This window comes from Mesorhizobium sp. WSM4989, assembly GCF_029625795.1.
Classification (GTDB): Bacteria; Pseudomonadota; Alphaproteobacteria; order Rhizobiales; family Rhizobiaceae; genus Mesorhizobium.
The window spans coordinates 1,746,617-1,772,485 of the sequence record NZ_JARTVN010000001.1 but is presented as its reverse complement, the minus strand read 5'-3'; the positions used below and the strand labels follow the sequence as shown (position 1 = coordinate 1,772,485).

Annotated in this window: 25 protein-coding genes and 1 pseudogene; 13 read left to right on the top strand and 13 right to left on the bottom strand. The window is 64.5% G+C overall.

Translation table 11 applies throughout. The features are described 5' to 3' along the window. Window positions 1-24 precede the first annotated feature (24 nt). A complete protein-coding gene (locus tag P9217_RS08575) occupies window positions 25-213 on the bottom strand; it encodes a hypothetical protein (RefSeq protein WP_127214944.1) in 189 nt (62 codons plus the stop codon). Between the two features lie 4 nt (window positions 214-217). On the opposite strand from P9217_RS08575, the gene P9217_RS08570 reads away from it, so the two are divergent. The 8 genes from P9217_RS08570 to P9217_RS08535 all read left to right on the top strand — a co-directional run bounded on the left by P9217_RS08570 (window position 218) and on the right by P9217_RS08535 (window position 8,113). Further along, entirely contained in the window at window positions 218-982 is a 765-nt protein-coding gene (locus tag P9217_RS08570) for a DeoR/GlpR family DNA-binding transcription regulator (RefSeq protein ID WP_128371344.1), read from the top strand. Window positions 983-1,036: 54 nt separating this feature from the next. Further along, the gene (locus tag P9217_RS08565; protein ID WP_067003593.1) at window positions 1,037-1,948 is read left to right on the top strand and encodes a LysR substrate-binding domain-containing protein; all 912 of its coding nucleotides are present in this window, start codon (window positions 1,037-1,039) and stop codon (window positions 1,946-1,948) included. A 281-nt stretch (window positions 1,949-2,229) separates the two neighbouring features. Next, a complete protein-coding gene (locus P9217_RS08560; RefSeq protein ID WP_127240067.1) occupies window positions 2,230-3,384 on the top strand; it encodes an ABC transporter substrate-binding protein in 1,155 nt (384 codons plus the stop codon). A 190-nt stretch (window positions 3,385-3,574) separates the two neighbouring features. Beyond that, window positions 3,575-4,573 (top strand): ABC transporter ATP-binding protein, encoded by a 999-nt coding sequence (locus tag P9217_RS08555; protein WP_095824287.1) that lies wholly within the window; start codon window positions 3,575-3,577, stop codon window positions 4,571-4,573. Between the two features lie 62 nt (window positions 4,574-4,635). Beyond that, window positions 4,636-4,800: a hypothetical protein gene (locus tag P9217_RS08550; protein ID WP_278086222.1), complete on the top strand. Its 165-nt coding sequence runs from the start codon at window positions 4,636-4,638 to the stop codon at window positions 4,798-4,800. 56 nt (window positions 4,801-4,856) lie between these two features. Next, complete coding sequence (locus tag P9217_RS08545) at window positions 4,857-5,762, top strand: ABC transporter permease (RefSeq protein ID WP_206519861.1); 906 nt, start codon at window positions 4,857-4,859, stop codon at window positions 5,760-5,762. Beyond that, window positions 5,752-6,567 (top strand): ABC transporter permease, encoded by an 816-nt coding sequence (locus tag P9217_RS08540; RefSeq protein WP_067003601.1) that lies wholly within the window; start codon window positions 5,752-5,754, stop codon window positions 6,565-6,567. The genes P9217_RS08545 and P9217_RS08540 overlap by 11 nt, the downstream gene beginning before the upstream one ends. Window positions 6,568-6,685: 118 nt before the next feature. Beyond that, on the top strand, window positions 6,686-8,113 hold the full coding sequence (locus P9217_RS08535; protein WP_127239652.1) for a gamma-aminobutyraldehyde dehydrogenase: 1,428 nt from the start codon (window positions 6,686-6,688) through the stop codon (window positions 8,111-8,113). A gap of 45 nt (window positions 8,114-8,158) precedes the next feature. Here P9217_RS08535 and P9217_RS08530 read toward each other — a convergent pair whose 3' ends face one another. The 9 genes from P9217_RS08530 to P9217_RS08490 form a co-directional block, all read right to left on the bottom strand. Continuing rightward, window positions 8,159-8,473 carry a hypothetical protein gene (locus P9217_RS08530; RefSeq protein ID WP_278086223.1) on the bottom strand — a complete coding sequence of 105 codons (315 nt, stop codon included), beginning with the start codon at window positions 8,471-8,473 and terminating at the stop codon, window positions 8,159-8,161. Window positions 8,474-8,515: 42 nt separating this feature from the next. Continuing rightward, window positions 8,516-8,872, bottom strand: coding sequence for a nuclear transport factor 2 family protein (locus P9217_RS08525; RefSeq protein WP_095782332.1), 357 nt, complete (start codon window positions 8,870-8,872; stop codon window positions 8,516-8,518). A 216-nt stretch (window positions 8,873-9,088) separates the two neighbouring features. Next, window positions 9,089-10,642, bottom strand: a complete 1,554-nt coding sequence (locus P9217_RS08520; protein ID WP_278086224.1) for an alpha/beta fold hydrolase — start codon at window positions 10,640-10,642, stop codon at window positions 9,089-9,091. Window positions 10,643-10,767: 125 nt separating this feature from the next. Beyond that, window positions 10,768-11,082 (bottom strand): formate dehydrogenase subunit delta, encoded by a 315-nt coding sequence (locus tag P9217_RS08515; protein ID WP_127239650.1) that lies wholly within the window; start codon window positions 11,080-11,082, stop codon window positions 10,768-10,770. Next, entirely contained in the window at window positions 11,072-11,902 is an 831-nt protein-coding gene (gene fdhD / locus P9217_RS08510; protein ID WP_278086225.1) for a formate dehydrogenase accessory sulfurtransferase FdhD, read from the bottom strand. Before fdhD ends, P9217_RS08515 begins: the two co-directional genes overlap by 11 nt. A gap of 2 nt (window positions 11,903-11,904) precedes the next feature. Then, window positions 11,905-14,817: a formate dehydrogenase subunit alpha gene (gene fdhF / locus P9217_RS08505; protein ID WP_278086226.1), complete on the bottom strand. Its 2,913-nt coding sequence runs from the start codon at window positions 14,815-14,817 to the stop codon at window positions 11,905-11,907. A 10-nt stretch (window positions 14,818-14,827) separates the two neighbouring features. Continuing rightward, window positions 14,828-16,384: an NADH-quinone oxidoreductase subunit NuoF gene (locus tag P9217_RS08500; protein WP_127214952.1), complete on the bottom strand. Its 1,557-nt coding sequence runs from the start codon at window positions 16,382-16,384 to the stop codon at window positions 14,828-14,830. Beyond that, window positions 16,381-16,860, bottom strand: coding sequence for a formate dehydrogenase subunit gamma (locus tag P9217_RS08495; protein ID WP_067003616.1), 480 nt, complete (start codon window positions 16,858-16,860; stop codon window positions 16,381-16,383). Before P9217_RS08495 ends, P9217_RS08500 begins: the two co-directional genes overlap by 4 nt. A gap of 194 nt (window positions 16,861-17,054) precedes the next feature. After that, window positions 17,055-17,954, bottom strand: a complete 900-nt coding sequence (locus P9217_RS08490; protein WP_067003618.1) for a LysR family transcriptional regulator — start codon at window positions 17,952-17,954, stop codon at window positions 17,055-17,057. Window positions 17,955-18,110: 156 nt separating this feature from the next. Between P9217_RS08490 and P9217_RS08485 the strand changes: the two genes are divergently transcribed. Continuing rightward, window positions 18,111-18,752 (top strand): DUF47 domain-containing protein, encoded by a 642-nt coding sequence (locus P9217_RS08485; RefSeq protein WP_067003620.1) that lies wholly within the window; start codon window positions 18,111-18,113, stop codon window positions 18,750-18,752. Between the two features lie 3 nt (window positions 18,753-18,755). Next, complete coding sequence (locus P9217_RS08480) at window positions 18,756-19,760, top strand: inorganic phosphate transporter (RefSeq protein WP_067324384.1); 1,005 nt, start codon at window positions 18,756-18,758, stop codon at window positions 19,758-19,760. 20 nt (window positions 19,761-19,780) lie between these two features. Here P9217_RS08480 and P9217_RS08475 read toward each other — a convergent pair whose 3' ends face one another. Beyond that, window positions 19,781-20,158, bottom strand: coding sequence for a VOC family protein (locus tag P9217_RS08475; RefSeq protein WP_095799271.1), 378 nt, complete (start codon window positions 20,156-20,158; stop codon window positions 19,781-19,783). A 210-nt stretch (window positions 20,159-20,368) separates the two neighbouring features. Here P9217_RS08475 and P9217_RS08470 point away from each other — a divergent pair, with 210 nt between their 5' ends. Further along, window positions 20,369-21,547: an Mrp/NBP35 family ATP-binding protein gene (locus tag P9217_RS08470; protein ID WP_278086227.1), complete on the top strand. Its 1,179-nt coding sequence runs from the start codon at window positions 20,369-20,371 to the stop codon at window positions 21,545-21,547. Between the two features lie 38 nt (window positions 21,548-21,585). Here the strand turns inward: P9217_RS08470 and P9217_RS08465 are convergent. Beyond that, window positions 21,586-21,687, bottom strand: a pseudogene (locus P9217_RS08465) (SRPBCC domain-containing protein); the annotation flags it as partial. 150 nt (window positions 21,688-21,837) lie between these two features. Here P9217_RS08465 and P9217_RS08460 point away from each other — a divergent pair. Continuing rightward, a complete protein-coding gene (locus P9217_RS08460; protein WP_067324393.1) occupies window positions 21,838-23,643 on the top strand; it encodes an IlvD/Edd family dehydratase in 1,806 nt (601 codons plus the stop codon). A 132-nt stretch (window positions 23,644-23,775) separates the two neighbouring features. Beyond that, window positions 23,776-24,174 (top strand): hypothetical protein, encoded by a 399-nt coding sequence (locus P9217_RS08455; protein ID WP_278086228.1) that lies wholly within the window; start codon window positions 23,776-23,778, stop codon window positions 24,172-24,174. Between the two features lie 18 nt (window positions 24,175-24,192). On the opposite strand, the gene P9217_RS08450 is transcribed toward P9217_RS08455, so the two are convergent. Continuing rightward, window positions 24,193-25,782 carry a trimethylamine methyltransferase family protein gene (locus P9217_RS08450; RefSeq protein WP_067324395.1) on the bottom strand — a complete coding sequence of 530 codons (1,590 nt, stop codon included), beginning with the start codon at window positions 25,780-25,782 and terminating at the stop codon, window positions 24,193-24,195. Between the last annotated feature and the right edge of the window lie 87 nt (window positions 25,783-25,869).

Sequence of the window (25,869 nt, the reverse complement as noted above, 5' to 3'; positions counted from 1 at the left end):
TCAGGCACGTTCCAGAAAATCTGGTCAGTCGATTGCGGCTCTGCCATCACCCTCCTGTGGCAGTTCCGAGCCTGTCACGACAACAATCTCACGCCAGCGTGATGTTGCTGTCAATAAAAAGCTGTGACCTTTTTTGGGTGTTTTGCCCGAAAATATGAGCAATTCCTTTAAAAGCGTTAGGAATGCCGTAGAATCGGTCAAAATCCCGGACATCCACATGATCCACTCGAAACGGCACGGCGAGATCCTGCGGCTCCTCGGTGAGGAGGGCACGATCACCATCGCCAGCCTGGCCGAGCGCCTGGGCGTGTCGCTGGAGACGGTCAGGCGCGACGTGAAACCGTTGACCGATGACGGGGCATTGCTCAAGATGCATGGCGCCGTCAGCCTGCCGTCGATGACAGGCGAGGCGCCGTTCGAGCGCCGCATGCGCGAGAATGCCGAGGCAAAGCGTCTGATTGCCCGCATGGTCGCGGCCACCATCCGCGACGGCGAGTCGATCATGCTCGACACCGGCACCACCACGTCCTTCCTGGCGCGCGAACTGCTCGGCCATCGCCGCCTGACGGTGGTCACCAATTCGTCCGACATCGCCCGTACGCTGGCGACGGTGAACGGCAACAAGGTCTATATGGCCGGCGGCGAGCTGCGCAGCGATTCAGGCGCGGCCCTCGGAGTCGCGGCGATCGAATTCGTAAGCCGCTTCTCGGTTAGCCACGCTGTGATCTCCATCGGCGCGGTCGACGCCGTCGCCGGCCTGACCGACTACGAGCTGGAGGAGGCGGAATTCGCCCGCATGGTGTTGTCGCGCGGGCAACGCTCGCTGGTCGTCACCGACCATACCAAGTTCGGCCGGCAGGGCCTGGTTCAGGTCTGCGGCTTCGACGGTTTCTCCGAGCTTGCCACCGACCAGCCGCCGCCGCGCGACATCGCCGCCGCGCTCAGCCAGGCCGGCGCGCGTCTCAGCATTGCGATGGCCTAGCGCCGGATGCGCCAACGGCTTTCCTTCCCGGCCGCGCCGGTGTTTAGTCGGGTCATGGCCTTCACCATCCGCCAGCTCCAGTTCTTCGTCGCCGTCGCCGAGCAGGGCACGGTCTCGGGCGCCGCGCAGAACCTCTCCATCTCGCAATCCTCGGTCACCGAGGCGATCAAGGAGCTGGAGAGCGATCTCGGCGTCGAGCTATTCGACCGCCACCCGCGCGGCCTCAACATCACCCATAAGGGGCACCAGTTCCTGCGCCACGCGACGAAAATCCTGGCCGACGTCTCCGATGCGCGCCGCGCCTTCCTAGGCGATCAACTCACCGCGGGCGGGCGGCTGCAGCTCGGGGTCACCTCGCTTGTTGCCGGCTACGTGCTCTCCGATCTGCTGGCTCGCTACCGCCGCGCCTATCCAAGCGTCGAAGTCTCGGCGATCGAGGACAATGGCGACTATCTCGAGCATCTGCTGGTCGGCGGCAAGCTCGACATCGCCGTCATGGTCACGTCGAATTTGCGCGATCGCACCGCGCTGCAGTCGGAAATCCTCGAAGTCTCGGCCTATCGGCTCTGGCTGCCGCTCAGCCACAAGCTCGCCAGCGCCGACATTATCTCGATCGGCGACATCGCTTCCGAACCGCTGATCATGCTGACCGTCGACGAGATCGAGGAGAACACCGGCAAGCTGCTGTCGGCGCTGGGTGCGAGACCGCATGTCGCCTTCCGCACCCGCTCCGTCGAGGCCGTGCGCAGCCTCGTCGCCACCGGCGCCGGCGTGGCGCTGCTGCCAGATCTCGTCTATCGTCCCTGGTCGCTGGAAGGCGACCGCATCGAATCCCGCGATATCTCCGGCTCGCTTCCGGTCGTCCAGGTCGGCATGGTTTGGCGCCGCGGTTCCAGCCTGCCGCAGGCTGCCCGCGACTTTATCGGACTTGCCCAGTCGCAGCGCATGGTCCGGCAGCGGCTCTGATCAGAGCGATTCCAGCAAAGTGTGAACGGTTGGGCTCGGCCACTTCGCCGCAACCTTCCGTCCGGAATGGCGTCGGAAAGAGTATCGGAAAATCCGATATCGGCTTTCTGATAAATGGATTTGCGAAACCGGAATTTTCACCGCACTTTTCGCTCAGGGAACAAAGCCGCTCGGGAGCGCGGCTGCCGGGGTGATGGGAGCTCTGGCGTTCAGGTTTGCGTGTGATCCTTGTTGAAAACCGGATCGGTTTCGGGGCCATGCGCCAAAATGGGAGATCGATGATGAATGCATTCCTGAAGTCATGCACGGCGTTGACGGTTGCGCTGACCTTCTCGGGTCAGGCGATCGCCCAGGTCAGGGAAGTCGGCAAGGGCGAGGGCGAGCTGAATATCGTCGCCTGGCCGGGCTATATCGAGCGTGGCGAGACCGACAAGAACTACGACTGGGTGTCTGCCTTCGAGAAGGAGACCGGCTGCAAGGTCAACGTCAAGACCGCCAATACGTCGGATGAGATGGTCTCGCTGATGAACGAGGGCGGCTTCGACCTGGTGACGGCTTCTGGTGATGCTTCGCTGCGCCTCGTCGCCGGCAAGCGCGTGCAGCCGATCAACACCGACCTCATCAAGAGCTGGAAGACGATCGACGACCGTCTCAAGGACGCGCCCTGGTTCACCGTCGACAAGGTGCATTACGGCGTCCCCTACCAGTGGGGCCCGAACATCTTGATGTACAACACCACCGTCTTCAAGGAAGCGCCCAAGAGCTGGAACGTCGTTTTCGAGGAGATGAAGCTGCCCGACGGCAAGTCGAACAAGGGTCGTGTCCAGGCCTATGACGGCCCGATCCATATTGCCGATGCCGCCAACTACCTGATGTTCCACAAGCCGGAACTGGGCATCAAGGATCCGTACGAGCTCAGCGAAGACCAGTACAAGGCGGCGCTCGATCTGCTGCGCACCCAGCGCACCCTGGTCGGCCGCTACTGGCATGACGCCGCGATCCAGGTCGACGATTTCCAGAACGAAGGCGTCGTCGCCTCCGGCTCGTGGCCGTATCAGGTGAACACGCTGATCGCCGCCAAGAAGCCGGTCGCCTCGACCGTGCCGGAGGAGGGCGTGACCGGCTGGGCCGACACCACCATGATGGAAGCCGACGCCGCCCATCCGAACTGCGCCTATATGTGGCTCGAGCACTCGCTCTCGCCCAAGGTCCAGGGCGATGTGTCGTCCTGGTTCGGCTCGCTGCCGGTCGTGCCCGCCGCCTGCAAGGGCAATGAACTGCTCGGCGACGAGGGCTGCAAGACCAACGGTTACGACAATTTCGAGAAGATCAAGTTCTGGAAGACGCCGATCTCGAAATGCGCCAGCCAGAATGACAAGTGCGTGCCCTATTACCGCTGGGTGTCGGACTATATCGGCGTCATCGGTGGGCGGTGAGTTCGCCTAGCCTTTAGAAGTTGGCGCTGCCCCTCACCCTTACCCTCTCCCCTTGAAGAACGGGGAGAGGGGGTCGCCAGCGCTGGAGTTTGTCCCGTCTCCCCGTCTTTCACGCGGAGAAGGTGCCGGCAGGCGGACGAGGGGCAGCACAGACGCCCGAATTTGAGAGCCTGAACCTTCAGGACAGATCATGACCTCCGCCGTTTCCTTTAAACAAGTCTCGCGCCATTTCGGCAGCGTGCGCGCCGTCGATGCGGTCGATCTCGACATCGCGCCGGGCGAGTTCTTCGCCATGCTCGGGCCGTCCGGTTCCGGCAAGACGACCTGCCTCAGACTGATCGCCGGCTTCGAGCAGCCGACGGCCGGCTCGATCTCCATCTTCGGCGAGCGGGCCGAAGGCGTTCCGCCCTATCGCCGCAACGTCAACACCGTTTTCCAGGACTACGCGCTGTTCCCGCATCTGAACGTGCTCGACAACGTCGCTTACGGGCTGATGGTCAAGGGCGTCGGCAGGGTCGAACGGCTGAAGGCGGCGGAAGAGGCGCTCTCGCTGGTGCGCCTGCCGGGCTATGGGGCCCGGCGCCCCGGCCAACTCTCCGGCGGCCAACGCCAGCGCGTCGCGCTTGCCCGGGCGCTCGTCAACCAGCCCAAAGTGCTGCTGCTCGACGAGCCGCTCGGCGCGCTCGACCTCAAGCTGCGCGAGAACATGCAGGAGGAACTGAAGTCGCTGCAGAAGGTGCTCGGCATCACCTTCGTCTTCGTCACTCACGACCAGGGCGAAGCGCTTTCCATGGCCGACCGTGTTGCCGTCTTCAACGACGGCAGAATCATGCAGGTCGGCACGCCGGAGGACATTTACCAGCGGCCGAGGACGCGCTTCGTCGCCGATTTCGTCGGCTCGTCCAACGTGCTGCCGCCGGATTTCGTGCAGCGCTATTCCGGCCAGCATCGCTGGGGCAGCCTCAGGCCTGAATCCATCCGCGTATCGGGCGCCACGAGCGGCGATGGTGTTGCCGCGCGTCTGGTCGGGACCAACTATCTCGGCGCCACCACAAGGCTGGCGCTCGATGCCGATGGGCTGAGGCTGCATGCCATGGTGCCGGCGGGGACCGCGCTCCCTGCCGAAGGCGAGGCGGTGATGCTCACCTTCAATCGCGAGCACCTGCATCTGATGGACGAGCCGGCATGATTGAGGATTGTGCAAAGCACCCTCCTCTGTCCTGCCGGACATCTCCCGCGCAAGGGGGGAGATTGGCTCTCGCCGCTCGCTTCGCCAATCTTCGGCGTTGCAGAACTGGCGGGGCAGACGAGCTGCTGATCTCCCTCCTCGCGGGGGAGATGGCCGGCAGGCCAGAGGGAGGTGTGAAGGATCTCGGCCTTGCCGCCGTCGATCTGATCGTCGGTGCGGCGCGATGACAATCGCCGCTGTTCAATCCAAGCCCGTGCCCGCCATCCTGCCCGGCAACGGCGGCATGCGCGGGGCGCTCTCCGACCTCTTCTGGCGCCGGCCGATACTTCTCTTGCTGCTCATGCTGCTGCCGCCGCTTCTGTGGCTGGGCATCGTCTATATAGGCTCGCTTTTCGCGCTGCTTTTGCAGAGCTTTTTCTCGATCGACGAGTTCTCCGGCCTGATCAACCGCGAGTTCACGCTGAAGACCTATGGCGACCTGTTCCAGGCCGCCAATCTCGACATCATCCTGCGCACGGTGACGATGGCGGCGCTCGTGACGCTCGCCTCCGCGGTCATCGCGTTCCCCATCGCCTATTACGCGGCGCGCTATGCGCGCGGCCGCTGGAAGGCGCTGTTCTATCTCGGCGTCATGCTGCCGCTCTGGTCGAGCTATCTGGTCAAGATCTACGCCTGGAAACTGATCCTCGCCAAGGAAGGCATTCTCACTTGGCTGTTAGGCAAGCTCGGCCTGCTATGGCTGCTCGAGGCCTGGCTGTCGTTGCCGATCGTTGGCGGCAACTCGCTGTCGGTCTCCTTCACCGGCACCTTCATCGTCTTCGTCTATGTCTGGCTGCCGTTCATGATCCTGCCTGTGCAGGCGGCGCTGGAACGCGTCCCCGGCAACCTCGTCGAGGCCTCGTCCGATCTCGGCGCCTCGCCCGGCCAGACCTTTCGTAACGTGCTCTTCCCGCTGGCGCTGCCGGGCATCGTCGCCGGCTCGATCTTCACCTTCTCGCTGACATTGGGCGACTACATCATCCCGCAGATCATCGGCACCTCGCGCCTGTTCATCGGCCAGGCCGTCTATTCGCAGCAAGGCACCGCCGGCAACATTCCTTTAGCCGCCGCCTTCACCGTGGTGCCCATCGTCATCATGGGCTTCTATCTGTGGGGCGCCAAGCGCATGGGAGCTTTCGATGCGCTCTGATCGCGGCCAATCCGCTCCGCTCGGGCTGAAGATCGCCGCCGCCTGCGGCCTGCTCTTCCTGCATCTGCCGATCCTTTTGATCTTCGTCTATGCCTTCACCACCGAAGAGAAGAGTTTTGTGTGGCCGCCACCGGGTTTGACCACGCAATGGTTCGCCGTCACCTGGAACAGGCCGGATGTCTGGGAGGCGCTGTCGCTGTCGATCCGCGTCGCTGCCATTTCGACCGCGATCGCGCTGGTTCTTGGCACGCTCTGCGCCGCTGCGGTTTCGCGCACGCGCTTCTTCGGCCGCGAGGCGATTTCATTGCTCGTCATCCTGCCGATCGCGCTGCCCGGCATCATCACCGGCATCGCGCTGCGCTCGGCTTTTGCGCTCGCCGACATCCCGTTCTCGTTCTGGACGATCGTGCTCGGCCACGCCACTTTCTGCGTGGTCGTCGTCTACAACAATGCCGTCGCCCGTTTTCGCCGCACCTCAGGCTCGATGATCGAGGCCTCGATGGATCTCGGCGCCGACGGTTTTCAGACGTTTAGGCATGTCGTGCTGCCCAACATTGCAACCGCGCTGCTTGCCGGCGGCATGTTGGCCTTCGCGCTGTCCTTCGACGAGGTCATCGTCACCACCTTCACCGCCGGCCAGCAGCAGACCGTGCCGATCTGGATGCTGGAGGAACTGATCAGACCGCGGCAGCGTCCGGTCACCAATGTCGTCGCCATGGTCGTCGTGCTGGTGACGCTGCTGCCGATCCTCTTTGCCTATTACCTGACCCGCGACGGCGACCAGATCGCCGGCTCGGGCAAATGAAAACAGCGAATAGGGATTAGCCAATAGCGAATAGGGAAAATCGATCGCGAACCCTGCCCGCCATTCGCAACTCGCTGCACGCAACTCGCTACTCGCTACTGCGAAGGGAGAAACCCCCATGGACACCCAGATGCTGATCGGCTCGAAATTCGACAAGGGCACCGAAATCGAGGAGCCGATCCTCAATCCGAAGACCGGCGCGACCATCCTCAACCTGCCGGAAGCAAGTCCGGCGCAGATCGAGGCGGCTGTCAGTGCCGCCGAACGAGCGTTCGTCAGTTGGTCGCGCACCACGCCGGCGCAGCGCTCCGGCTATCTGTTGAAAATCGCCGACCGCATCGAGGCCGAAGCGAAGGAGTTCGCCGCGCTCGAGGCGCTGAATTGCGGCAAGCCGATCAACGCCGTGCTCAATGACGAGATCCCGGCGATCGTCGATTGCTACCGCTTCTTCGCCGGCGCGGTGCGCTCGATGCCAGGCCAGGTCGCGGGCGAGTATCTGCCCGGCCACACTTCGATGGTGCGGCGCGATCCGATCGGCATCGTCGCCTCCATCGCGCCCTGGAACTATCCGCTGATGATGATGGCCTGGAAGCTGGCGCCGGCGATCGGCGGCGGCAACACCGTCGTCTTCAAGCCATCGGAGCAGACGCCGCTGACGGCGCTGAAGCTGGCGAGGATCCTGTCGGAAATCCTGCCCGAGGGCGTCGTCAATGTCGTCCTCGGCCGCGGCGACAGCGTCGGCAACACGCTGATCAATCATCCCAAGGTCAACATGATCTCGATCACCGGCGACGTCGCCACCGGCAAGAAAGTGCTGCAGGCGGCCGCCAAGTCGGTCAAGCGAACCCATCTCGAGCTCGGCGGCAAGGCGCCGGTCGTCGTCTTCGACGACGCCGATCTCGGCGCGGTGGTGAACGGTCTGCGCGCCTTCGGCTACTACAATGCCGGCCAGGACTGCACCGCCGCCTGCCGCATCTATGCCGGCAGGAAGATCTACGACAAGCTGGTCGCCGATCTCTCCTCGGCGGCGTCGACCATCAAATACAATCTGCCCGACGACACCGAGAACGAGATCGGGCCGCTGATCTCGCGCCGCCAGCGCGACCGCGTGTCAAGCTTCGTCGAGCGCGCTTCGGAATTGAAGCACATCGAGATCACCACCGGCGGCAAGCCGGGCGAGGGCTCCGGCTTCTACTACCAGCCGACGGTCGTCGCCGGAGCGTTGCAGGAAGACGAGATCGTGCGCCGCGAGGTGTTCGGCCCGGTCGTCTCGGTCACCCGGTTCTCCGAGGTCGACGAGGCGGTGAACTGGGCGAATGACAGCGACTACGGCCTCGCATCGTCGGTGTGGACCAGGGACGTCTCGCGCGCCATGACGACCGCGGCCCGGCTGCAATATGGCTGCACCTGGATCAACACCCACTTCATGCTCACTAACGAGATGCCGCATGGCGGCCTGAAGCAGTCCGGTTACGGCAAGGACATGTCGCTCTACGCGCTGGAGGACTACACCGCCGTCCGCCATGTGATGGTGGCGCACGGGTAAGCCCTCTACCTCTCCCACAACGGGCGAGGTCGGCCACGCAGGCCGCTACTCGACGATGCGGTAGATGTTCCACAGGCTGGTGCCCGACACCACATAGGGCTCCAGCTCCTTGCCCCATTTGGCGTGCGCCTCGATCTTGGCGATCTTGGCGAAGAACTCCTCCAACTGGGCCAGGCTCTCGACCTGGTGGTGGGTCTCGATCGTCGCTTCGCGTGCGCCGACTGAACCGGTCATGAGCTGGAATTTCAGGTCGGCGAGCCCAACCTGCGAGCCGATCTCGCGCTCCCATTTCCGCATCAGCTCGAGCGCGGTCTGCTTGTGACCGAACTTGGCATCGATCTGCCATCTGCCGCTGAACATCTTGGTTCTCCTCCCTGTCTTGCAGATGAATCCGTTCTTGAGCTACTCGTCCCAGGCCTGCACGACCGTCTGCCGCGCGATGCGGCCGTTCTTCAATTCGAGCATCGCGGCGCAGAACACCTTGGTGCCGTCGGGATAGGCGCAGGCCTGGGTGAAGGCGAGATTGTCGCCCTCGGCGATCGTGGCGTCGACCTTGTGGGTCATCGCCCGGCTGCAGATGTCGTCCCAGAAGGTGCTGATCGCCGCGCGGCCGCGGATTTCGCGCGGCTTGCTCGGCGGGTTGTTGCGGTCGATCACCCGCACCAGCGCATCGTCATTGTAGAAGCTCGCCAGCATCTTGCCGTCACGGCTCTCGATCGCTTTCTTGATCGCCGCGCCGTCCACTGTCTTGGTCAGCATTTCATCCTCCATGTGCCCATCGTCTTGGGTGGTAGATCCGAAGCGCTGCCCGACGATTACTGCCGGGCAGGGACTTCTCACTGCGAACTGGCCATGGCGGCTGCGAACAGGTCGTCGGTCTGCTTCTTGACGAGCCCACCTGACGCTTGGCCTGCATGGGACGAATTCATAGTCCTAGAGACACCCCTTTCGCTTCGCCCGAAAGCGCCATGGCACTCATGGCCCGTCCGGGCCAGTGTGCCTTGCCGAGAAGGCCGCCGCAGCAGCGCGCGACGGCAGGTCCAGCTTGAGCAATATGTTGGCGACGTGCCGCTTGACCGTATGCTCGCTGAGCCTCAGCTCGGCGGCGATCGCCGCATTGCTCATGCCGTCGGCAATCAGGTTCACCACCTCGCTTTCCCGCGCCGTCAGTGTAGCTGGCTGCAGGGCCCTGGGCCTGGGGCGGCAGGCCGGTTCCAGATGTTGTTCAGACGTGGCCTGGACCACCGGCAGCGGCTCGCTCAGCTCGTCGAGACTGACACGTCCGGCGTCGATGAAACGCAGGCCGGAGCCTATCGCCAGTTCGGCGACCAACCGCGAAGCGAGGATGTCGCCGGGTCCGGCATGGGTGGCGAGCTGAATGGTCACCCGCGCCGTGAGGCCGACCGGCTGGCCGCGCATTTCGATCTCGCCGACATGCACGCCTTGCCCACTTGCCACGCCAATCTGCTGCGCCGCATCGCGCAGCGCCGCCGCGCAGCGTATGGCGCGCGCCGGCCCGTCGAAACGAGAGATCAGCAATTCGCCGTGCGTGCCGGCAATCCGCCCGCCTTGGCGGCCCACCAGCAGCCGCCATGCTTCCTGGAAGCGCTGGCTGCGCTCGCTCCACATGCGGTCGCCGAGCTTGGCGGTGTCGAAGATGCGCGTCACCAGCAGCGCGGCAAGCACCCGCTCGGTGTCGGCCACCGCCGGCTGGCCGGTCAGGCACTCCTCGATCAGGTCGGCCACCCGGTCGACGTCCCCGGTCCAGATCGGATGGTCGCGGCCGGGTATCTCAGCAAGCCGGGCGCCGCGAATCTTCCTGGCAAGGAAGCGGCTGGCCTCCGGATCGACGCGCGCGTCATTGCGGCGATGGATCAGCAGCGTCGGCGCGTTGATCGCGGACAGAATGCCGCGCACGTCGATGTCTGCATTCATGCGGGCAAGGGCTGCCGCGGCCGTCGGGCCGGCCGACAGCCGTTCGAACCGTGCCCACCACCGGGCGAAATGCGTGTCATCCACCCGGCCTGGCGCGAAATTGGGCAAGGTCGCGCCGGTGCCCCAGCAAGTCTCGGCAATCTCGATGAAGGCTTCCAGGCGCTCCGGCGGCATTACCCATTTGTGGAAATGCGCATAACCGCCATAGAGCACGAGTGCCCGCGTCCGCTCCGGATAGGTGGCGGCAAACAGCATCGCCATCGGTGCGCCTTCCGAAGCGCCGAGGATCGCCGCGCGGCCGCTGCCGGCGGCGTCCATCACCGCGCGCACGTCATCCATGCGGGTCTCCAGGCCGGGCAAATGATGGTTGTCCACGCGGTCCGACAGCCCGGTGCCGCGTTTGTCGAACAGAATCAGCCGTGAAAAAGCCGAAAGCCGCTTCAGCAGGCGGCTGTAGCCCTCGTCTTCCCATTGTAGGTCGAGATTGGAGATGAAGCCGGGGACGAAGACGAGATCGAACGAGCCTTGGCCGACCACCTGATAGGCGATCCGCACATCCCCGCTACGGGCATATCTGGTCTCGATCGGCCTCACGCAACTACCCCGCCCGGCCAGACGATCTCCTGTCCTCAACCATAGCAGAGGCAGCCGGCTTGCGGCAGCGAAACTTTAGAGAGCGGAAATACTAAGACCTTTGGCGCCGATGCGGCCCCGAGGCCCTACTTATGCGGAATGGCGCCCTCAGCCTCCGCAGGCTTGCTGTAACCGAGGCTCTTGTCGGCCTGCTCCGCCGTCAGCGGACGCTTGATCTTGGCGGATGCGGCGATCACCAGCTCGTCGAAATCTTCCGGGTCGCCGTCCAGCAGCTCGAAGAACTGCCGCCGCATCCTGGGCTCCCAGAATTTGTTGATGTGCTCGGCAACGCCGGCAATGCCTTCCTCACGCGGCTTCGAATGGAAGAAGGTGGCGATCTGATTGGCCATGCGCACCAGCTTTTCCTTGGTGCTGGCGATGTGGTCTTCGTCACGCGACATGCTTGGCAACTCCGCAAGCCACCCGGTCGGGGTGGGTGAAAATATCGAAATCGTCGCCGCGCACCAGCGCCACCAGCGTCATCCCGGCGGACTCGGCGGTGCGGATGGCAAGCGCGGTCGGCGCCGAAACCGCCATGATGATCGGGGCACCGATGGCGGCGGTTTTCTGCACCATCTCCACCGACACGCGCGAGGTGACCACGACGGCGCCGCTCGCGCCGTCGATGCCGGCTTTGGCCAGCGCGCCGGCGAGCTTGTCCAGCGCATTGTGGCGGCCGACATCCTCGCGCGCCATCACGATACCTTTGCCGGGAACGTAGAAGCCGGCAGCATGCACCGCCCCGGTCTCGGTGTGCAGCGGCTGCTGCTTCGACAGCAGCTTGACCGAACGCGTGACGTCTTCGGCGTCGAGCGTAAGCTTCGACGAACCGACCGCGTCGACCGACCGCATCGCTTCCTCGATGGATTCGATGCCGCACAGGCCGCAGCCGACCGGCCCGGCAAGCCGGCGCCGTCGCGCCTGGAAGCGCGTGTTGGCCCGGTCCTTCAGCTTGATCTGGATGTCGATGCCGGCGCCGAGATCCTCGACTTCGATCGCCTCGATCTCTGCCGGGTTGGCAACGATGCCTTCGGTGAGCGAGAAGCCGAGCGCGAAATCCTCGAAATCGGCCGGGCTCGCCATCATCACCGCATGGGTGGTGCCGGCATAGGAGAACGCGACCGGCGTCTCCTCCGGCACCATGCGGTTCGCAGCCGCCGTGCCGCCGGCACGACGCGCCAGCCGCGAGATTTGCGTCGTGGCTTTGCGGCGCGCGGCCAAGACTACTCCGCCGCTTCCAGCGGGGCGATGCGGCGGCTCTGCTTGGCCTGCTCGTTATAGTCCCTCTGCCACTCGGTCGGGCCGTTGGATGGCGCCACCTGCACGGCGGTGACCTTGTATTCCGGACAATTGGTCGCCCAGTCCGAGAAGTCGGTCGTGATCACATTGGCTTGCGTGTCCGGGTGGTGGAAGGTCGTGTAGACGACCCCGGGCGACACGCGGTCGGTGATCAGCGCGCGCAGGGTGGTCTCGCCCGAACGGCTCGCCAGCCGCACCCAGTCGCCCTCGCGGATGCCGCGGTTCTCGGCGTCGTGCGGATGGATCTCCAGCCGATCTTCGGCATGCCAGGCGACGTTTTCGGTACGCCTGGTCTGCGCGCCGACATTGTACTGCGACAGGATACGCCCGGTGGTGAGCAGCAGCGGGTAGCGCGGGCCGGTCCGCTCGTCCGTCGCGACATATTCGGTGCGGATGAACTTGCCCTTGCCGCGCACGAAGCCGTCGACATGCATGATCGGCGTGCCGAGCGGTGCCTTCTCGTTGCAGGGCCACTGCACCGATCCGACACGGTCGAGCAGCTCGAAGGAGACGCCGGCGAAGCTCGGCGTCGTCTTGGCGATCTCGTCCATGATCTCAGACGGGTGCGTGTAGTTCCAGTCCAGTCCAATGGCGCGGGCGAGCTCCTGCGTCGCCTCCCAGTCGGCGTAGCGGGCCTTCGGCTCCAGCACCTTGCGCACCATGTTGATGCGGCGCTCGGCATTGGTGAAGGTGCCGTCCTTCTCCAGGAAGGTCGAGCCCGGCAGGAAGACATGCGCGTAGTTTGCCGTCTCATTGAGGAAGAGGTCGTGCACGACGACGCACTCCATCGCGGCCAGCCCTGCGGCGACATGCTTGGTATCGGGGTCGGACTGCAGGATGTCCTCGCCCTGGATGTAGATGCCCTTGAATGAGCCGTCGACGGCGGCATCCAGCATGTTGGGGATGCGCAGGCCGGGCTCCTCGTCCAGCTTCACGCCCCACAGGCTCTCATAGATGTCGCGCACGGCTTCGCCGGAGATATGGCGATAGCCCGGCAGCTCATGCGGGAAGGAACCCATGTCGCAGGAGCCCTGGACATTGTTCTGGCCGCGCAGCGGGTTCACGCCGACGCCCGGACGGCCGATATTGCCGGTGGCCATGGCGAGGTTGGCGATCGCCATCACCGTAGTCGAGCCTTGGCTGTGCTCGGTGACGCCGAGGCCGTAATAGATCGCGCCGTTGCCGCCCTTGGCGTAAAGGCGCGCGGCACCCCGGATCGCTTCAGGATCGACGCCGGACAGCTTGCCGACCGTCTCGGGGCTGTTTTCCGGCAGGGCGACGAAGGACGCCCAGTCCTGGAACTCGGCCCAGTCGCAGCGCTCGCGGATAAAGGCTTCGTCGAACAGGCCCTCGGTGACGATGACGTGGGCCAGTGCCGTCAGCACCGCGACGTTGGTGCCGGGCTTCAGCGGCAGGTGGTAGTCGGCCTCGACATGCGCCGACTTCACCATCTCGGTGCGGCGCGGGTCGAGCACGATCAGCTTGGCGCCCTCACGCAGCCGCTTCTTCAGCCGCGAGGCGAACACCGGATGCGCCGTAGCGGGATTGGCACCGATGATGACGGCAACGTCGGTGTATTCGACCGAGTCGAAGTCCTGCGTGCCGGCCGAGGTGCCGTAGGTCTGGCCGAGGCCGTAGCCGGTCGGCGAATGGCAGACGCGCGCGCAGGTGTCGACATTGTTGTTGCGGAAGCCCTGCCGCACCAGCTTCTGGACGAGATAGGTCTCCTCGTTCGTGCAGCGCGAGGAGGTGATGCCGCCGATCGAGCCGCGTCCGTACTGGTACTGGATGCGGCGGAATTCCTTTGCCGTATGGGCGATCGCCTCTTCCCAGCTCACCTCGCGCCACGGATCGGTGATCTTCTCCCGGATCATCGGCGACAGGATCCGATCCTTGTGGGTGGCATAGCCATAGGCAAAACGGCCTTTGACGCAGGAATGGCCGTGGTTCGCCTTGCCGTCCTTGTAGGGCATCATGCGGATGACTTCGTCACCCTTCACTTCCGCCTTGAACGAGCAGCCGACGCCGCAATAGGCGCAGGTCGTGACGGCCGAGCGCTCCGGCATGCCCTTCTCGAGCACGGTCTTCTCGCGCAATGCGTCGGTCGGGCAGGCCTGCACGCAGACGCCGCAGGACACGCATTCGGAAGCGATGAAATCCTCATGCATGCCGGCGACCATGCGGGACTCGAAGCCGCGGCCCTCGATGGTCAGCGCGAAGGTGCCCTGCACCTCTTCGCAGGCGCGCACGCAGCGTGAGCAGACGATGCACTGCGCCGGATCATAGGTGAAGTAGGGGTTGGACTCATCGCGGGCGATGTAGTCGACCGCCAGCGAGCCATGGCCGGGCGCCACGCCGCCTTCTTCCTTGACGTGGTTGCGGCCTTCGACGCCGTAGCGGTTCTCGGTCAGACCGACCGACTCCGCAACCGCGTCGAACTCGCTGGCGCCGGTTCCGGCCTTCTCGTTCCAGCCGGTCGGATGGTCGGAGACGTAGAGTTCCATGACGCCACGGCGGATGGCATCGAGCCGCTCGGACTGCGTGCGCACCACCATGCCCTCGCCGACCGGCGTCGTGCAGGATGCGGGCGTGCCGCCGCGGCCGTCGATCTCGACCAGGCAGACGCGGCACGAGCCGAAAGAGTCCAGCATGTCGGTGGCGCAGAGCTTCGGGATCTCGACCCCGCCTTCCATCGCCGCGCGCATGATCGAGGTGCCTTCCGGCACGGTGATGCTTTGCCCGTCAACGGTCAGCGTCACCTGCTTCGCCGCTCTCGACTCCGGCGTTCCGTAGTCGATCTCTTCGATGAGTGTCGGGAAGTCGGCTTTGATGTTCATCTGCCAGCTCCTATTCGGCAGCCACGCGCGTCGGCGCCGGCTTGAAATCCTCGGGGAAATGCGTGATCGAGCTCATCACCGGGTAGGGCGTGAAGCCGCCCAGGGCGCAGAGCGATCCGAACTTCATCGTGTTGCAGAGGTCGGTGACCAGAGCGAGGTTCTTCTCCGCCTCGATGCCCGCGGCGACCTTGTCCAGAACCTCCATGCCGCGCGTCGAGCCGATGCGGCAGGGCGTGCACTTGCCGCAGCTTTCGATGGCGCAGAACTCCATGGCAAAGCGCGCCTGCTTCATCATGTCGGCGCTGTCGTCGAACACGGTTATGCCGGCATGCCCGATCAGCCCGTCCTTGGCAGCAAAAGCCTCGTAATCGAACGGCGTGTCGAAAAGCGCGCGTGGGAAATAGGCGCCGAGCGGGCCGCCGACCTGCACCGCCTTCACCGGCCGCCCCGAAGCCGTGCCGCCGCCGATCTCGTCGACGATTTCGCCCAGCGTCAGGCCGAAGGCCGTCTCGAACAGGCCGCCATGCTTGACGTTGCCGGCGATCTGGATCGGGATCGTGCCGCGCGAACGGCCCATGCCGAAATCCTTGTAGTAGGCGGCGCCCTTGTCCATGATGATCGGCACGGAGGCCAGGCTGATCACGTTGTTGATCACCGTCGGCTTGCCGAACAACCCTTGGATCGCCGGCAGCGGCGGCTTGGCGCGCACCACGCCGCGCTTGCCTTCCAAGCTGTTGAGCAACGAGGTTTCCTCGCCGCAGACATAGGCGCCGGCCCCGACGCGGATTTCCATGTCGAAGGCGTTGGGCGAGCCAAGCACATTGACGCCGAGCACGCCTGCCTTGCGGGCGATCGCCACGGCCTTATTCATCGTCGCCACCGCATGCGGATATTCCGAGCGGATATAGACGAAGCCCTTGGTCGCGCCGGTGGCGATGCCGGCGATCGCCATGCCTTCGATCAGCACGAAGGGATCGCCCTCCATGATCATGCGGTCGGCGAAGGTGGCGCTGTCGCCCTCGTCGGCATTGCAGACGATGTATTTGCGTTCGGAATTCGTATCGAGAACCGTCTTCCACTTGATGCCGGTCGGGAAGCCTGCGCCGCCGCGGCCGCGCAGGCCGGACTCGGTCACCTGGTTCACGACGTCCGCCGGCGCCATGGCGACCGCGTTCTGCAGGCCTCTCAGACCGCCATGCGACTTATAGCTGTCGAGCGACAGCGGGTCGATGACGCCACAGCGCGCGAAGGTCAGCCGCGTCTGCTTGGCGAGGAAGGGGATCTTGTCTGGCGCACCCAGCCAGCGCTTGTGATGGCCACCCTTGAGGAAACCGCTGTCGAACAGGCTTTTCACGTCAGACGGCTTGACCGGCCCGTAGGCGACGCGGCCCTCGGCGGTCGCAACCTCGACCATCGGCTCCAGGAAATAGGCGCCGCGCGAGCCGTTGCGCACGATCTTGGCCTCGACGCCGCGCTCCTTGAGCTCCTTCTCGATCGCCCTGGCGACCTTTTCGGCGCCGAGCGCCAGAGCACCGGAATCGGCAGGGATGTAGATGCGCGGGATCATGAACGCACCTCCGCGACGATCTCTTCGATCTTCTCGTCGTCGAGCCGGCCGATCACTTCGCCGTCGAGCATCGCCGACGGCGAGCAGGCGCAAAGCCCGAGGCAATAGACCGGCTCCAGTGTAACCGATCCGTCGCGTGCGGTCTCGTGAAAATCGATGCCGAGCAGTTGCTTGACCTTGGTGGCGACGGCTTCCGAACCCATCGACTGGCAGGCTTCCGCCTGGCAGAGCTTCAGCACATGCCGGCCGGCCGGCTTGGCGCGGAAATCGTGATAGAAGGTGACGACGCCATGCACCTCCGCTCGCGAGAGGTTCAGCCCGTCGGCGATGACCGGAAGCGCCGCCTGCGGCACATGGCCGAATTCTTCCTGGATGCCGTGGAGAATCGGCAGCAACGGACCTTCGAGGTCCTTCAACTCCTCGATGATCGCCGCTATGCGCGACGCGATCTCGGTACTTGCAGGCTGCATCGGCATGCAGCGCCCTCCCTGGCCGTGGCGCCAACACATATGTCACCCCAAAATATAGAGCGGTTTTGGGGCAACGACATGCACAGGGCGCGATATCGCTAAGTCCTTATGAAATCAGAGGAAACCTCCGAGATCAATAAAGCAGTCTCGTCGCTTGATAGAAATTTTCTATCAGAAACGCTGAGCCCGCATTGTCTAGCCTAGCGGTGGGAACGGAAATCGTCTGCCAGCGCCATTGCCTCGTCCAGCAGCGCCTGCACCAGCGGCGTGTGCGGCTCGCGCGGCGCCGCCACCAGCCCGACCGTGTGGCTGGCATCCGGATCGACTATCGGAATGGCCCGGATCGGTTCGGAAAAGCCGAATGTTTCCGCAAGGTTGAGCGGCATGATCGATGACCACTTGCCGGTCCGGATATGCGAGAACAGCACGATCATCGAGTTGGATTCCAGTGTCGGCCGCACCTGCACGCCGGCTTCCGCCAGATGCTGGTCGATGATGCGGCGGTTCTGCATGTCCGGCGTCAGCAGGCAGAGCGGCAACTGGCTGATCTCTGCCCACGTCACTTTGTCGCGGTCGGAATAGGGGTTGCCGACTGCCGTGATCAGCTGGTAGCGCTCGTCATAGAGCGGCACGCTGGTTACCCGCCCCAGCGGCTCGTTGTCGAGATAGGTGATGCCGGCATCGACATCGAGATTGCCGAGCAGCGTCAGCACCTCGATCGAGGTCCGTGACAGCACCGAAAAGGTGACGCCGGGATGCTTGTCGCGGAATGGCGTCGTCAGCCGCGCCACCATGGCGAGCGCCGTCGGAACGGCGGCGATGCGGATGCGGCCGGACAGGCCGTGGCGCGCCGCCCGCATCTCCTCGCGCATGGTCCTTGAATCGCCGACGATGCGGCGCGCCCAAACCAGCACCTGCTTGCCTTCCGGCGTCAGACCCTGGAAACGCGAGCCGCGCAGCACCAGCATGACGCCGAGCTGCTCCTCGAGCTGCTTGATGCCGGCCGACAGCGTCGGCTGGGTGACGCCGCACACCTCGGCGGCGCGGCCGAAATGCTCTTCCCTGGCTAAAGCGATGAAGAATTCCAGCTTGTCGATCATGTCATCCGATCCACGGTCTGCCCAAGGTCGGGGAAATCGCTTTGCTTCGCAAGGCGGATGAACGATAGGATCTCATCCACATTTTTGAGCCGGCTTATCTGTTTTCCCGCGCCGCGCATGGCGCTATGTGGGGTAGGCGGAAGCAGGGAGGAGCAGATGCTGGGTTGGTTTCGCAGACTGTTGCCGCGCGAGGATCGCTTCTTCGAACTGTTCGAACGGCATTCGCGCACGGTGGTCGGCGGCGCCGAGGCGCTTGAGCAGCTTCTCCAGGGCCGGGACATCGACCGCTGGTGCCAGACGATCGTCGATCTGGAGGACGAAGCGGACGGGATCACCGCGGAGGTGCTGCTTGCCGTCAGGCGCTCCTTCATCACGCCCTTCGACCGCGGCGACATCAAGGATCTGATCCAGTCGATGGATGATGCCATCGATACGATGCACAAGGCCGTCAAGACGGTGAAATTGTTCGAGATGAGGGAATTCGATCCGCTGATGCGGGAAATGGGCAGCGTCATCGTCGAGGCCGCCCGGCTGGTAGCAGAGGCCATCCCACTGCTCGGCAAGGTTGGCGCCAACGCCGCGCGGCTGAACGCCATCGCCGAAGAAGTCATGCGCGTTGAGGGCCGCGCCGACGACCTGCACGAGCAGGGCCTGAAGGACCTGTTCAAGCGGCACGGTCGCAGCGACCCTATGGCCTACCTGATCGGCTCGGAGATTTACGGCCAGCTGGAAAAGGTGGTCGACCGTTTCGAGGACGTCGCTAACGAGATCAGCGGCATCGCGATCGAGAACGTCTAACAGATGGACGCCGCGATCGCCTTTCCCCTGCTGGTCGGCCTCGTCGCCGTGGCGCTGTTCTTCGATTTCCTCAACGGCCTGCACGATGCCGCCAACTCGATCGCGACTATCGTCTCCACCCGCGTGCTGAGGCCGCACTATGCCGTGTTCTGGGCGGCTTTCTTCAATTTCATCGCCTTCCTGTTCTTCGGTCTGCATGTCGCCGAGACGGTGGGAAAGGGCATCGTCGACGCCGAGATCGTGACCCCCGCAGTGATCTTCGCCGCGCTCATCGGAGCCATCGTCTGGAACATCGTCACTTGGATCGCCGGCATTCCGTCGAGCAGCTCGCATGCGCTGATCGGCGGGTTGGTCGGCGCCGGCGTCGCCAAGGCCGGCCCGGGGGCCATCGTCTGGTCCGGGCTCGGCAAGACGGCCGCGGCGATCGTGCTCTCGCCGGCGACCGGATTCGTGCTGGCGCTTGTCCTTATCCTCATCGTCTCATGGCTGTTCGTTCGGCAGACGCCGTTCGCGGTCGATAACAGCTTTCGCGTCCTGCAGTTCTTCTCGGCTTCGCTCTATTCGCTGGGGCACGGCGGCAATGACGCGCAGAAGACCATGGGCATCATCGCCGTGCTGCTCTATTCGCAAGGCATGCTCGGCCAGAGCTTCCACGTGCCGTTCTGGGTGGTCATCACCTGCCAGTCCGCACTGGCGCTGGGCACGCTCTTCGGCGGCTGGCGCATCGTGCACACGATGGGATCGAAGATCACTCGGCTGAACCCGATGCAGGGTTTTTGCGCCGAGACCGGCGGGGCGATAACGTTGTTCGCCGCCACCTGGCTCGGTGTCCCGGTCTCGACCACGCATACAATCACCGGCGCCATCATCGGCGTGGGTGCTGCCCGCCGCGTCTCGGCGGTGCGCTGGGGCATTGCCGGCAACATTGTCGTGGCGTGGGTGATCACCCTGCCGGCGACGGCGGCGATTTCGGCGTTGACCTATTTTGTCACGCGCCTGGCGGTCTGAGGCAAAGCTGGTGCTGAAATCTACTCGCCCGCAAGACACAGTATGTTGCCGTCCGGGTCCTTGAACCAGGCGACCTTCATGCCGTAGCCGACATGGACATCGCCCTCGACCGTCAGCCCGGGCATCTCATAGCGCTCGAAGGTGACGCCCTTCGACTTCAGCGCCTGGACAATGGCGCCGATCTGGTCGCCGACCGTCCAGGTCAACGCCGTCGCCTTGTTGGTACCGGCGAATTCTGAACGATAGACGTTGATGACCGTGTCTCCGCTTTTGTAGACGATCAGTTCTCCGGCCATGTCGTCGACAGGCTTGAGGCCCAGCGTTCCTTCGTAAAAGCCCTGCGCTCTCGAAAGGTCTTTCACCGCCACATTGGCCGCTGCGTTGCTGTTTGCGAGCATGACAGTCTCCTTTTCCGGTTGCCGTCGCTCATGGCAACCGAGATAGGGCCCCTGGATCGATTGGCCATGGCAATCGGCGGATCGGGACGCGCTCGGCCAAATCCGACACCACCAGTCGTTTTCCGGAGCACGCCGGACGAGCCATTGCGCCACGGCTTGGTTCTGCCGGGAAACTGCACTATCTGGAACGCCAAACTCCGAGGAAAGACCATGACTGTAACCAAGGAAACCGTCATCGAACGCCTGAGGACGGTCAATGGACCGGACTTTACCGGCAACATCGTCGACCTCGGCCTGGTGTCTGAGATTTTCATCGCCGACTCCAAGGTGTTTTTCTCGATTACCGTTCCCGCCGCCCGCGCCCAGGAGATGGAGCCGCTGCGCGCCGCCGCCGAGCGTGTCGTCAAGGCGATCCCCGGCGTCGCCAACGCCGTCGTCGCGCTGACGGCGGAGAAGAAGGGCGGCGGCATGGAGGCGCCGGTTCGGCCGGCTTCGCAAGCAGCGTCGCCACGACCTGCTCCCCAGGCAGCGCCGCAGCGTCCTGGCCCGCAGGCGCCGGCTTCTCACAGTCACGGCAAACGCGGCGTGCCCGGCATCGATGCGATCATCGCGGTGGCGTCCGGCAAGGGCGGCGTCGGCAAATCGACCACCGCCGTCAACCTGGCGCTCGGCCTTGCCGCCAATGGGCTGAGCGTCGGCGTGCTCGATGCCGATATCTACGGGCCGTCGATGCCGAGGCTGCTCAACATTCACGGCCGGCCGCAGACGGTCGACGGCAAGATCCTGAAGCCGATGCAGAATTACGGCCTCAAGGTGATGTCGATGGGCTTCCTGGTCGACGAGGAGACGCCGATGATCTGGCGCGGCCCGATGGTCATGTCGGCGCTCACCCAGATGCTGCGCGAGGTCGAATGGGGACCGCTCGACGTGCTGGTCGTCGATATGCCGCCCGGCACCGGCGATGCCCAGCTCACCATGGCCCAGCAGGTGCCGCTGGCCGGTGCCGTCATCGTCTCGACGCCGCAGGACCTGGCGCTCATCGATGCCCGCAAGGGCCTCAACATGTTCAAGAAGGTCGACGTGCCGCTGCTCGGCATCGTCGAGAACATGAGCTATTTCCTCGCGCCCGACACCGGCAAGCGCTACGACATCTTTGGCCATGGCGGCGCGCGCCGCGAGGCCGAGCGGCTCGGCGTCACCTTCCTTGGCGAGGTGCCGCTGGAGATGGGCATCCGCGAAAGCTCGGACGCCGGCGCCCCGGTGGTCGCATCCAAGCCGGACGGCGCCGAGGCGAAGATCTATCGCGATATCGCCGCGAAGATATGGGACAGGGTCCAAGAGGAACGCGGCGCCGCCGAGGCGGCAGTGCCCAGCATCGTGTTCGAGTAATTCGCCGGGCCGCCGCTAGGTGTCCGATTTCCTTTCCAGCCGGGAATCGCCTCCTTCAGGATTTCCGGGTCGTTGAGGGCGTCCCACACTTTCTCGACGGGTGCGGCGATCCGCTCCTCGCCTTCGATCACCAAGGCCATCAAGACCTCCCGGATTGCTGGCCTCGATTGGTCCTAGTGCGCGGCCCTTTCTATGTCTATCGCACCAAAGTGCGGGTCTGCGGCGTGTCTGCCTCTTGCCTGCATGGGCGCGTTGTCATATCGATTTGTCATACAAATACGGAGACCACGATGGCAGGCGCCCCCACCAAGAAGAAGAAATTTCGCTCGCAGGAGTGGTTCGACAATCCCGACAACCCGGGCATGACGGCGCTCTATCTCGAACGCTACCTCAATTACGGGCTGACCCGCGCCGAGCTGATGTCGGGCAAGCCGCTGATCGGCATCGCGCAGACGGGTTCCGATCTCTCGCCCTGCAACAGGCACCATCTCGAGCTCGCCAAGCGCGTGCGCGAAGGCATTGTCTCGATGGGCGGCATCCCCTTCGAGTTCCCGTGCCACCCGATCCAGGAGACCGGCAAGCGGCCGACGGCGGCGCTCGACCGCAACCTCGCCTATCTCAGCCTCGTCGAGGTGCTCTACGGCTATCCGCTCGACGGCGTCGTGCTGACCATCGGCTGCGACAAGACTACGCCCGCGCTCTTGATGGCGGCGGCGACCGTCAACATTCCGGCGATCGCGCTTTCGGTCGGCCCGATGCTCAATGGCTGGCATAAGGGCAAGCGCACCGGCTCCGGCACCATTGTCTGGGAATCGCGCCAGCGGCTGTCGGCCGGCGAGATCAATTATGACGAGTTCATGGACATCGTCGCCTCCTCGGCGCCGTCGACCGGCTATTGCAACACCATGGGTACCGCCACCACCATGAACTCGCTGGCCGAAGCGCTCGGCATGCAGCTGCCGGGCTCGGCCGCGATCCCCGCGCCCTATCGCGAGCGCGGCCAGATTGCCTACGAGACCGGCAAGCGCATCGTCGATATGGTGCATGAGGACCTGAAGCCGTCGGACATCATGACCCGCCAGGCGTTCGAGAATGCCATCGTCGTCAATTCGGCCATCGGCGGCTCGACCAACGCGCCGATCCACCTCAATGCCATCGCCCGCCATCTCGGCGTGCCGCTCGACAATGACGACTGGCAGAACATCGGCCTTAACGTGCCGCTGATCGTCAACCTGCAGCCGACGGGCGAGTATCTCGGCGAGGACTATCACCATGCCGGCGGCGTGCCGGCCGTCGTGGCCGAACTGCTGAAGGGCGGACTATTGCCGCACCCCGACGCGATCACCGCCAACGGCAAGTCGATCGGCGACAATTGCCGCGGCGCGGTCAACGAAAATCACGATGTCATCCGCGGCGTCGACAAGCCGCTCAAGAGCAATGCCGGCTTCATCAACCTCAAGGGCAATCTGTTCGATTCCGCCATCATGAAGACCAGCGGCATCTCGCCCGAATTCCGCGAGCGCTATCTCTCGAACCCGAACGATCCGGAGGCTTTCGAAGGCAACGCCATGGTCTTCGACGGCCCGGAGGATTACCACGCCCGCATCGACGATCCGGCGCAGGGCATCGACGAGCACACGATCCTGTTCATGCGCGGCGCCGGCCCGGTCGGCTATCCGGGCGGCGCCGAGGTGGTCAACATGCAGCCGCCGGCCCATCTCATCAAGAAGGGCATCCATTCGCTGGCCTGCATCGGCGACGGTCGCCAGTCCGGCACGTCGGGTTCGCCATCGATCCTCAACGCCTCGCCGGAGGCAGCGGTCGGCGGCGGGCTGGCGCTGCTCAAGACCGGCGACCGCGTCCGCATCGACCTGAGGAAGGGCACCGCAAATATCCTTGTCGGCGACGAGGAGATCGCCAGGCGGCGGGCAGCGCTGCAGGGCATTGGCGGCTATGACTATCCCGAGCACCAGACGCCCTGGCAGGAGATCCAGCGCGGCATGGTCGACCAGTTCTCCGCCGGCATGGTGCTGAAGCCGGCGGTGAAATATCAGGATGTCGCGCACACCAGGGGCGTCCCGCGCGACAACCACTGAATTCAGAGCACGGCGAAAAATCGAAGGGCGGTCCGCTTTCCGGCGGACCGCCCTTTCTCATGGCCCTTGTTTCGGCCGCGGGGCATCTACAGATTAGCCCGATCTCGGCGGTCCTACGAAGGGAGGCTATATATGGCGAAACGGCGCTCTTCCCTCGGCTTCCTCGGCATGTTCGGCCGTTCGGGCGACTTGCGCCAGCTCGACGACGCCTTGCGCAAGGCCGACTTGCATCCGGCACTGGTGCCTGAGGGCGTCAAGCTCACCATCGTCAACCTGATGAAGGATCATTGGCCCGAGGAGCCGCCGCCCCAGGCTTATCAATCGGTGGCGCAACTCTGCGGCTATTGCGTCGCCGGACCGGAAACCTTCGAGCGGGCCAATGGCAGGGAGCACACTTTGGAAGCCGAGCGCCGCATCGAGGCCGCGCTCGATGCCGGCGACAGCCTCGATGCGCAGATCGTGCTGTTGACGCTGCATGCGAAGCTGATCAACGCCGAAGTCGTCGAGCGCTATCGGCTGCGTGCGGAGTGATCTGCGAGAGCGGAAAGATCAGCCGCCCATCTTGTTGCGCGGCAGCTTGATCATCTCGCCGAAGCGCGCGCGCAGCTTGTCGTCGACGAGCCGCGACACATGGCGCGGAAACCGCTCGGCCAGCACGCGCTTCTTCTCGGCGATCGCCCGCTGCAAAATGTCGGGCCGGCCCTTCTCGTTCCATTCCTTGGGCGAGAAGCGATCGCCGACTGCGGGATAAAAATATTCGGTCTGCATCAGCTTCAAAGTCTGCTCGTTGCCGAGATAGTGGCCCGGGCCCTTAAGGCAGACATCGGCGATCGTGTCGATCGACAGCGCCTCGTCCGTCACCTCGATGCCGCGCACGCATCGCAGGCAGTGGCCGAGCATATCGTTGTCGATGATCAGACTTTCGAGACAGAAGCCGAGCAGCGAGGCATGCATGCCGGCCGATTCATAGACGAGGTTGAGGCCGGCAAGACCGGCCATCACATCGGTGATGCCTTTTTCATAGCCGGACTGGATGTCCGGCAGCTTCGAATCCGTCATGCCCGCGGCCGAGCCGCCCGGCAGGTCGTAATATTGCGCCATCTGCGCGCAGGCCGCGGTCAACACGGCCTGCTCGGCCGAACCGCCGGACATGGCGCCGGTCCGGAGATCGGAGACGAACGGCCAGGTGCCGAAAATCGCCGGATGGCCGGGCTTGATGGCGTTGACATAGACCAGGCCCATCAGCACTTCGGCCACCGCCTGCACGACGGCGCCGGCAATCGCGGCGGGAGCCGTGGCGCCGGCCTGGCCGGCCGACAAGAGCAGGATCGGAATGCCGCCCTCGACGCAGGCTTCGAGCACGCCGCAGGCGTCCTCGGCGAATTTCATCGGCGGCACCACGAAGCAGTTCGAGTTCGACACGAAAGGCCGCGCCCGGAAATTCTCCTCGCCGCCGGCGATCGCATAGAGCATTTCCAGCGCCGGCTTGACGTTCTCTCGCACGGTGAACGAGGTGCCGACATGCTTGGATGTCCCCATTACGCAGGCATAGAGCGTGTTGAAGTCCATCTCGAGCGGATCGGGGATATCGCGCGGCACCATGGTGCGCTGGAAGAAATGGATGTTGTCGAGCCCGTCGACGAGACGGGCGGCGTCATAGATGTCCTGCAGCTGCGATTCGCGATATTCGCGCTTCTCGACATCGACCAGATGCACCGCCGCGCCCGCGGTGCCGTAGTGCACGCGTTTGCCCTGGATCACCATGTCGTGCTTGGGATCCTGGCCGTGGAGCGTGAAGTGGCGCGCCGCCTTCTTGATCGTGTCGAGCACCAGCGCGCGCGGCAGGCGGATGCGGCCGTCGTCGCCATAGCTCGCCCCGACCCGGGTCAGCGCCTCGATGCAGGAGGGGATGGCGTTGGCGAAGCCCACCGTCTCCAGAAGCGTCAGCACCGCTTCATGGATGCGTTCCTTGTCGTTCTGGCTCAACGGCCCGTAGCTGCCGCCTTCGAGGCCGGCTCGCACCGGACGGATATCGTCTGCGAGCGGTGCTGCCCGCATCGCGCGGCGCGCTTCGCGCCCGCCGGACCGCCGCGAACGCTGGTCCGACGTCGTTTCCTGCTTCTCAAGAGCCACTGACATGGAAAGCGCTCCACCTTTGCTTTTTCAGGGGCAGGATGCGCGGCGGTTGGTCCACCATCGGCCTGCCTCGTCCCCTTTGTGCCTCGA

Bases quoted from the DNA above. Each gene is read 5' to 3' on its own strand.
- P9217_RS08575 (WP_127214944.1), bottom strand. From the start codon at position 213: ATGTCCGGGATTTTGACCGATTCTACGGCATTCCTAACGCTTTTAAAG.
- P9217_RS08570 (WP_128371344.1), top strand. From the start codon at position 218: ATGATCCACTCGAAACGGCACGGCGAGATCCTGCGGCTCCTCGGTGAG.
- P9217_RS08565 (WP_067003593.1), top strand. From the start codon at position 1,037: ATGGCCTTCACCATCCGCCAGCTCCAGTTCTTCGTCGCCGTCGCCGAG.
- P9217_RS08560 (WP_127240067.1), top strand. From the start codon at position 2,230: ATGAATGCATTCCTGAAGTCATGCACGGCGTTGACGGTTGCGCTGACC.
- P9217_RS08555 (WP_095824287.1), top strand. From the start codon at position 3,575: ATGACCTCCGCCGTTTCCTTTAAACAAGTCTCGCGCCATTTCGGCAGC.
- P9217_RS08545 (WP_206519861.1), top strand. From the start codon at position 4,857: ATGCGCGGGGCGCTCTCCGACCTCTTCTGGCGCCGGCCGATACTTCTC.
- P9217_RS08540 (WP_067003601.1), top strand. From the start codon at position 5,752: ATGCGCTCTGATCGCGGCCAATCCGCTCCGCTCGGGCTGAAGATCGCC.
- P9217_RS08535 (WP_127239652.1), top strand. From the start codon at position 6,686: ATGGACACCCAGATGCTGATCGGCTCGAAATTCGACAAGGGCACCGAA.
- P9217_RS08530 (WP_278086223.1), bottom strand. From the start codon at position 8,473: ATGTTCAGCGGCAGATGGCAGATCGATGCCAAGTTCGGTCACAAGCAG.
- P9217_RS08525 (WP_095782332.1), bottom strand. From the start codon at position 8,872: ATGCTGACCAAGACAGTGGACGGCGCGGCGATCAAGAAAGCGATCGAG.
- P9217_RS08515 (WP_127239650.1), bottom strand. From the start codon at position 11,082: ATGTCGCGTGACGAAGACCACATCGCCAGCACCAAGGAAAAGCTGGTG.
- fdhF (WP_278086226.1), bottom strand. From the start codon at position 14,817: ATGAACATCAAAGCCGACTTCCCGACACTCATCGAAGAGATCGACTAC.
- P9217_RS08500 (WP_127214952.1), bottom strand. From the start codon at position 16,384: ATGATCCCGCGCATCTACATCCCTGCCGATTCCGGTGCTCTGGCGCTC.
- P9217_RS08495 (WP_067003616.1), bottom strand. From the start codon at position 16,860: ATGCCGATGCAGCCTGCAAGTACCGAGATCGCGTCGCGCATAGCGGCG.
- P9217_RS08490 (WP_067003618.1), bottom strand. From the start codon at position 17,954: ATGATCGACAAGCTGGAATTCTTCATCGCTTTAGCCAGGGAAGAGCAT.
- P9217_RS08485 (WP_067003620.1), top strand. From the start codon at position 18,111: ATGCTGGGTTGGTTTCGCAGACTGTTGCCGCGCGAGGATCGCTTCTTC.
- P9217_RS08480 (WP_067324384.1), top strand. From the start codon at position 18,756: ATGGACGCCGCGATCGCCTTTCCCCTGCTGGTCGGCCTCGTCGCCGTG.
- P9217_RS08475 (WP_095799271.1), bottom strand. From the start codon at position 20,158: ATGCTCGCAAACAGCAACGCAGCGGCCAATGTGGCGGTGAAAGACCTT.
- P9217_RS08470 (WP_278086227.1), top strand. From the start codon at position 20,369: ATGACTGTAACCAAGGAAACCGTCATCGAACGCCTGAGGACGGTCAAT.
- P9217_RS08460 (WP_067324393.1), top strand. From the start codon at position 21,838: ATGGCAGGCGCCCCCACCAAGAAGAAGAAATTTCGCTCGCAGGAGTGG.
- P9217_RS08455 (WP_278086228.1), top strand. From the start codon at position 23,776: ATGGCGAAACGGCGCTCTTCCCTCGGCTTCCTCGGCATGTTCGGCCGT.
- P9217_RS08450 (WP_067324395.1), bottom strand. From the start codon at position 25,782: ATGTCAGTGGCTCTTGAGAAGCAGGAAACGACGTCGGACCAGCGTTCG.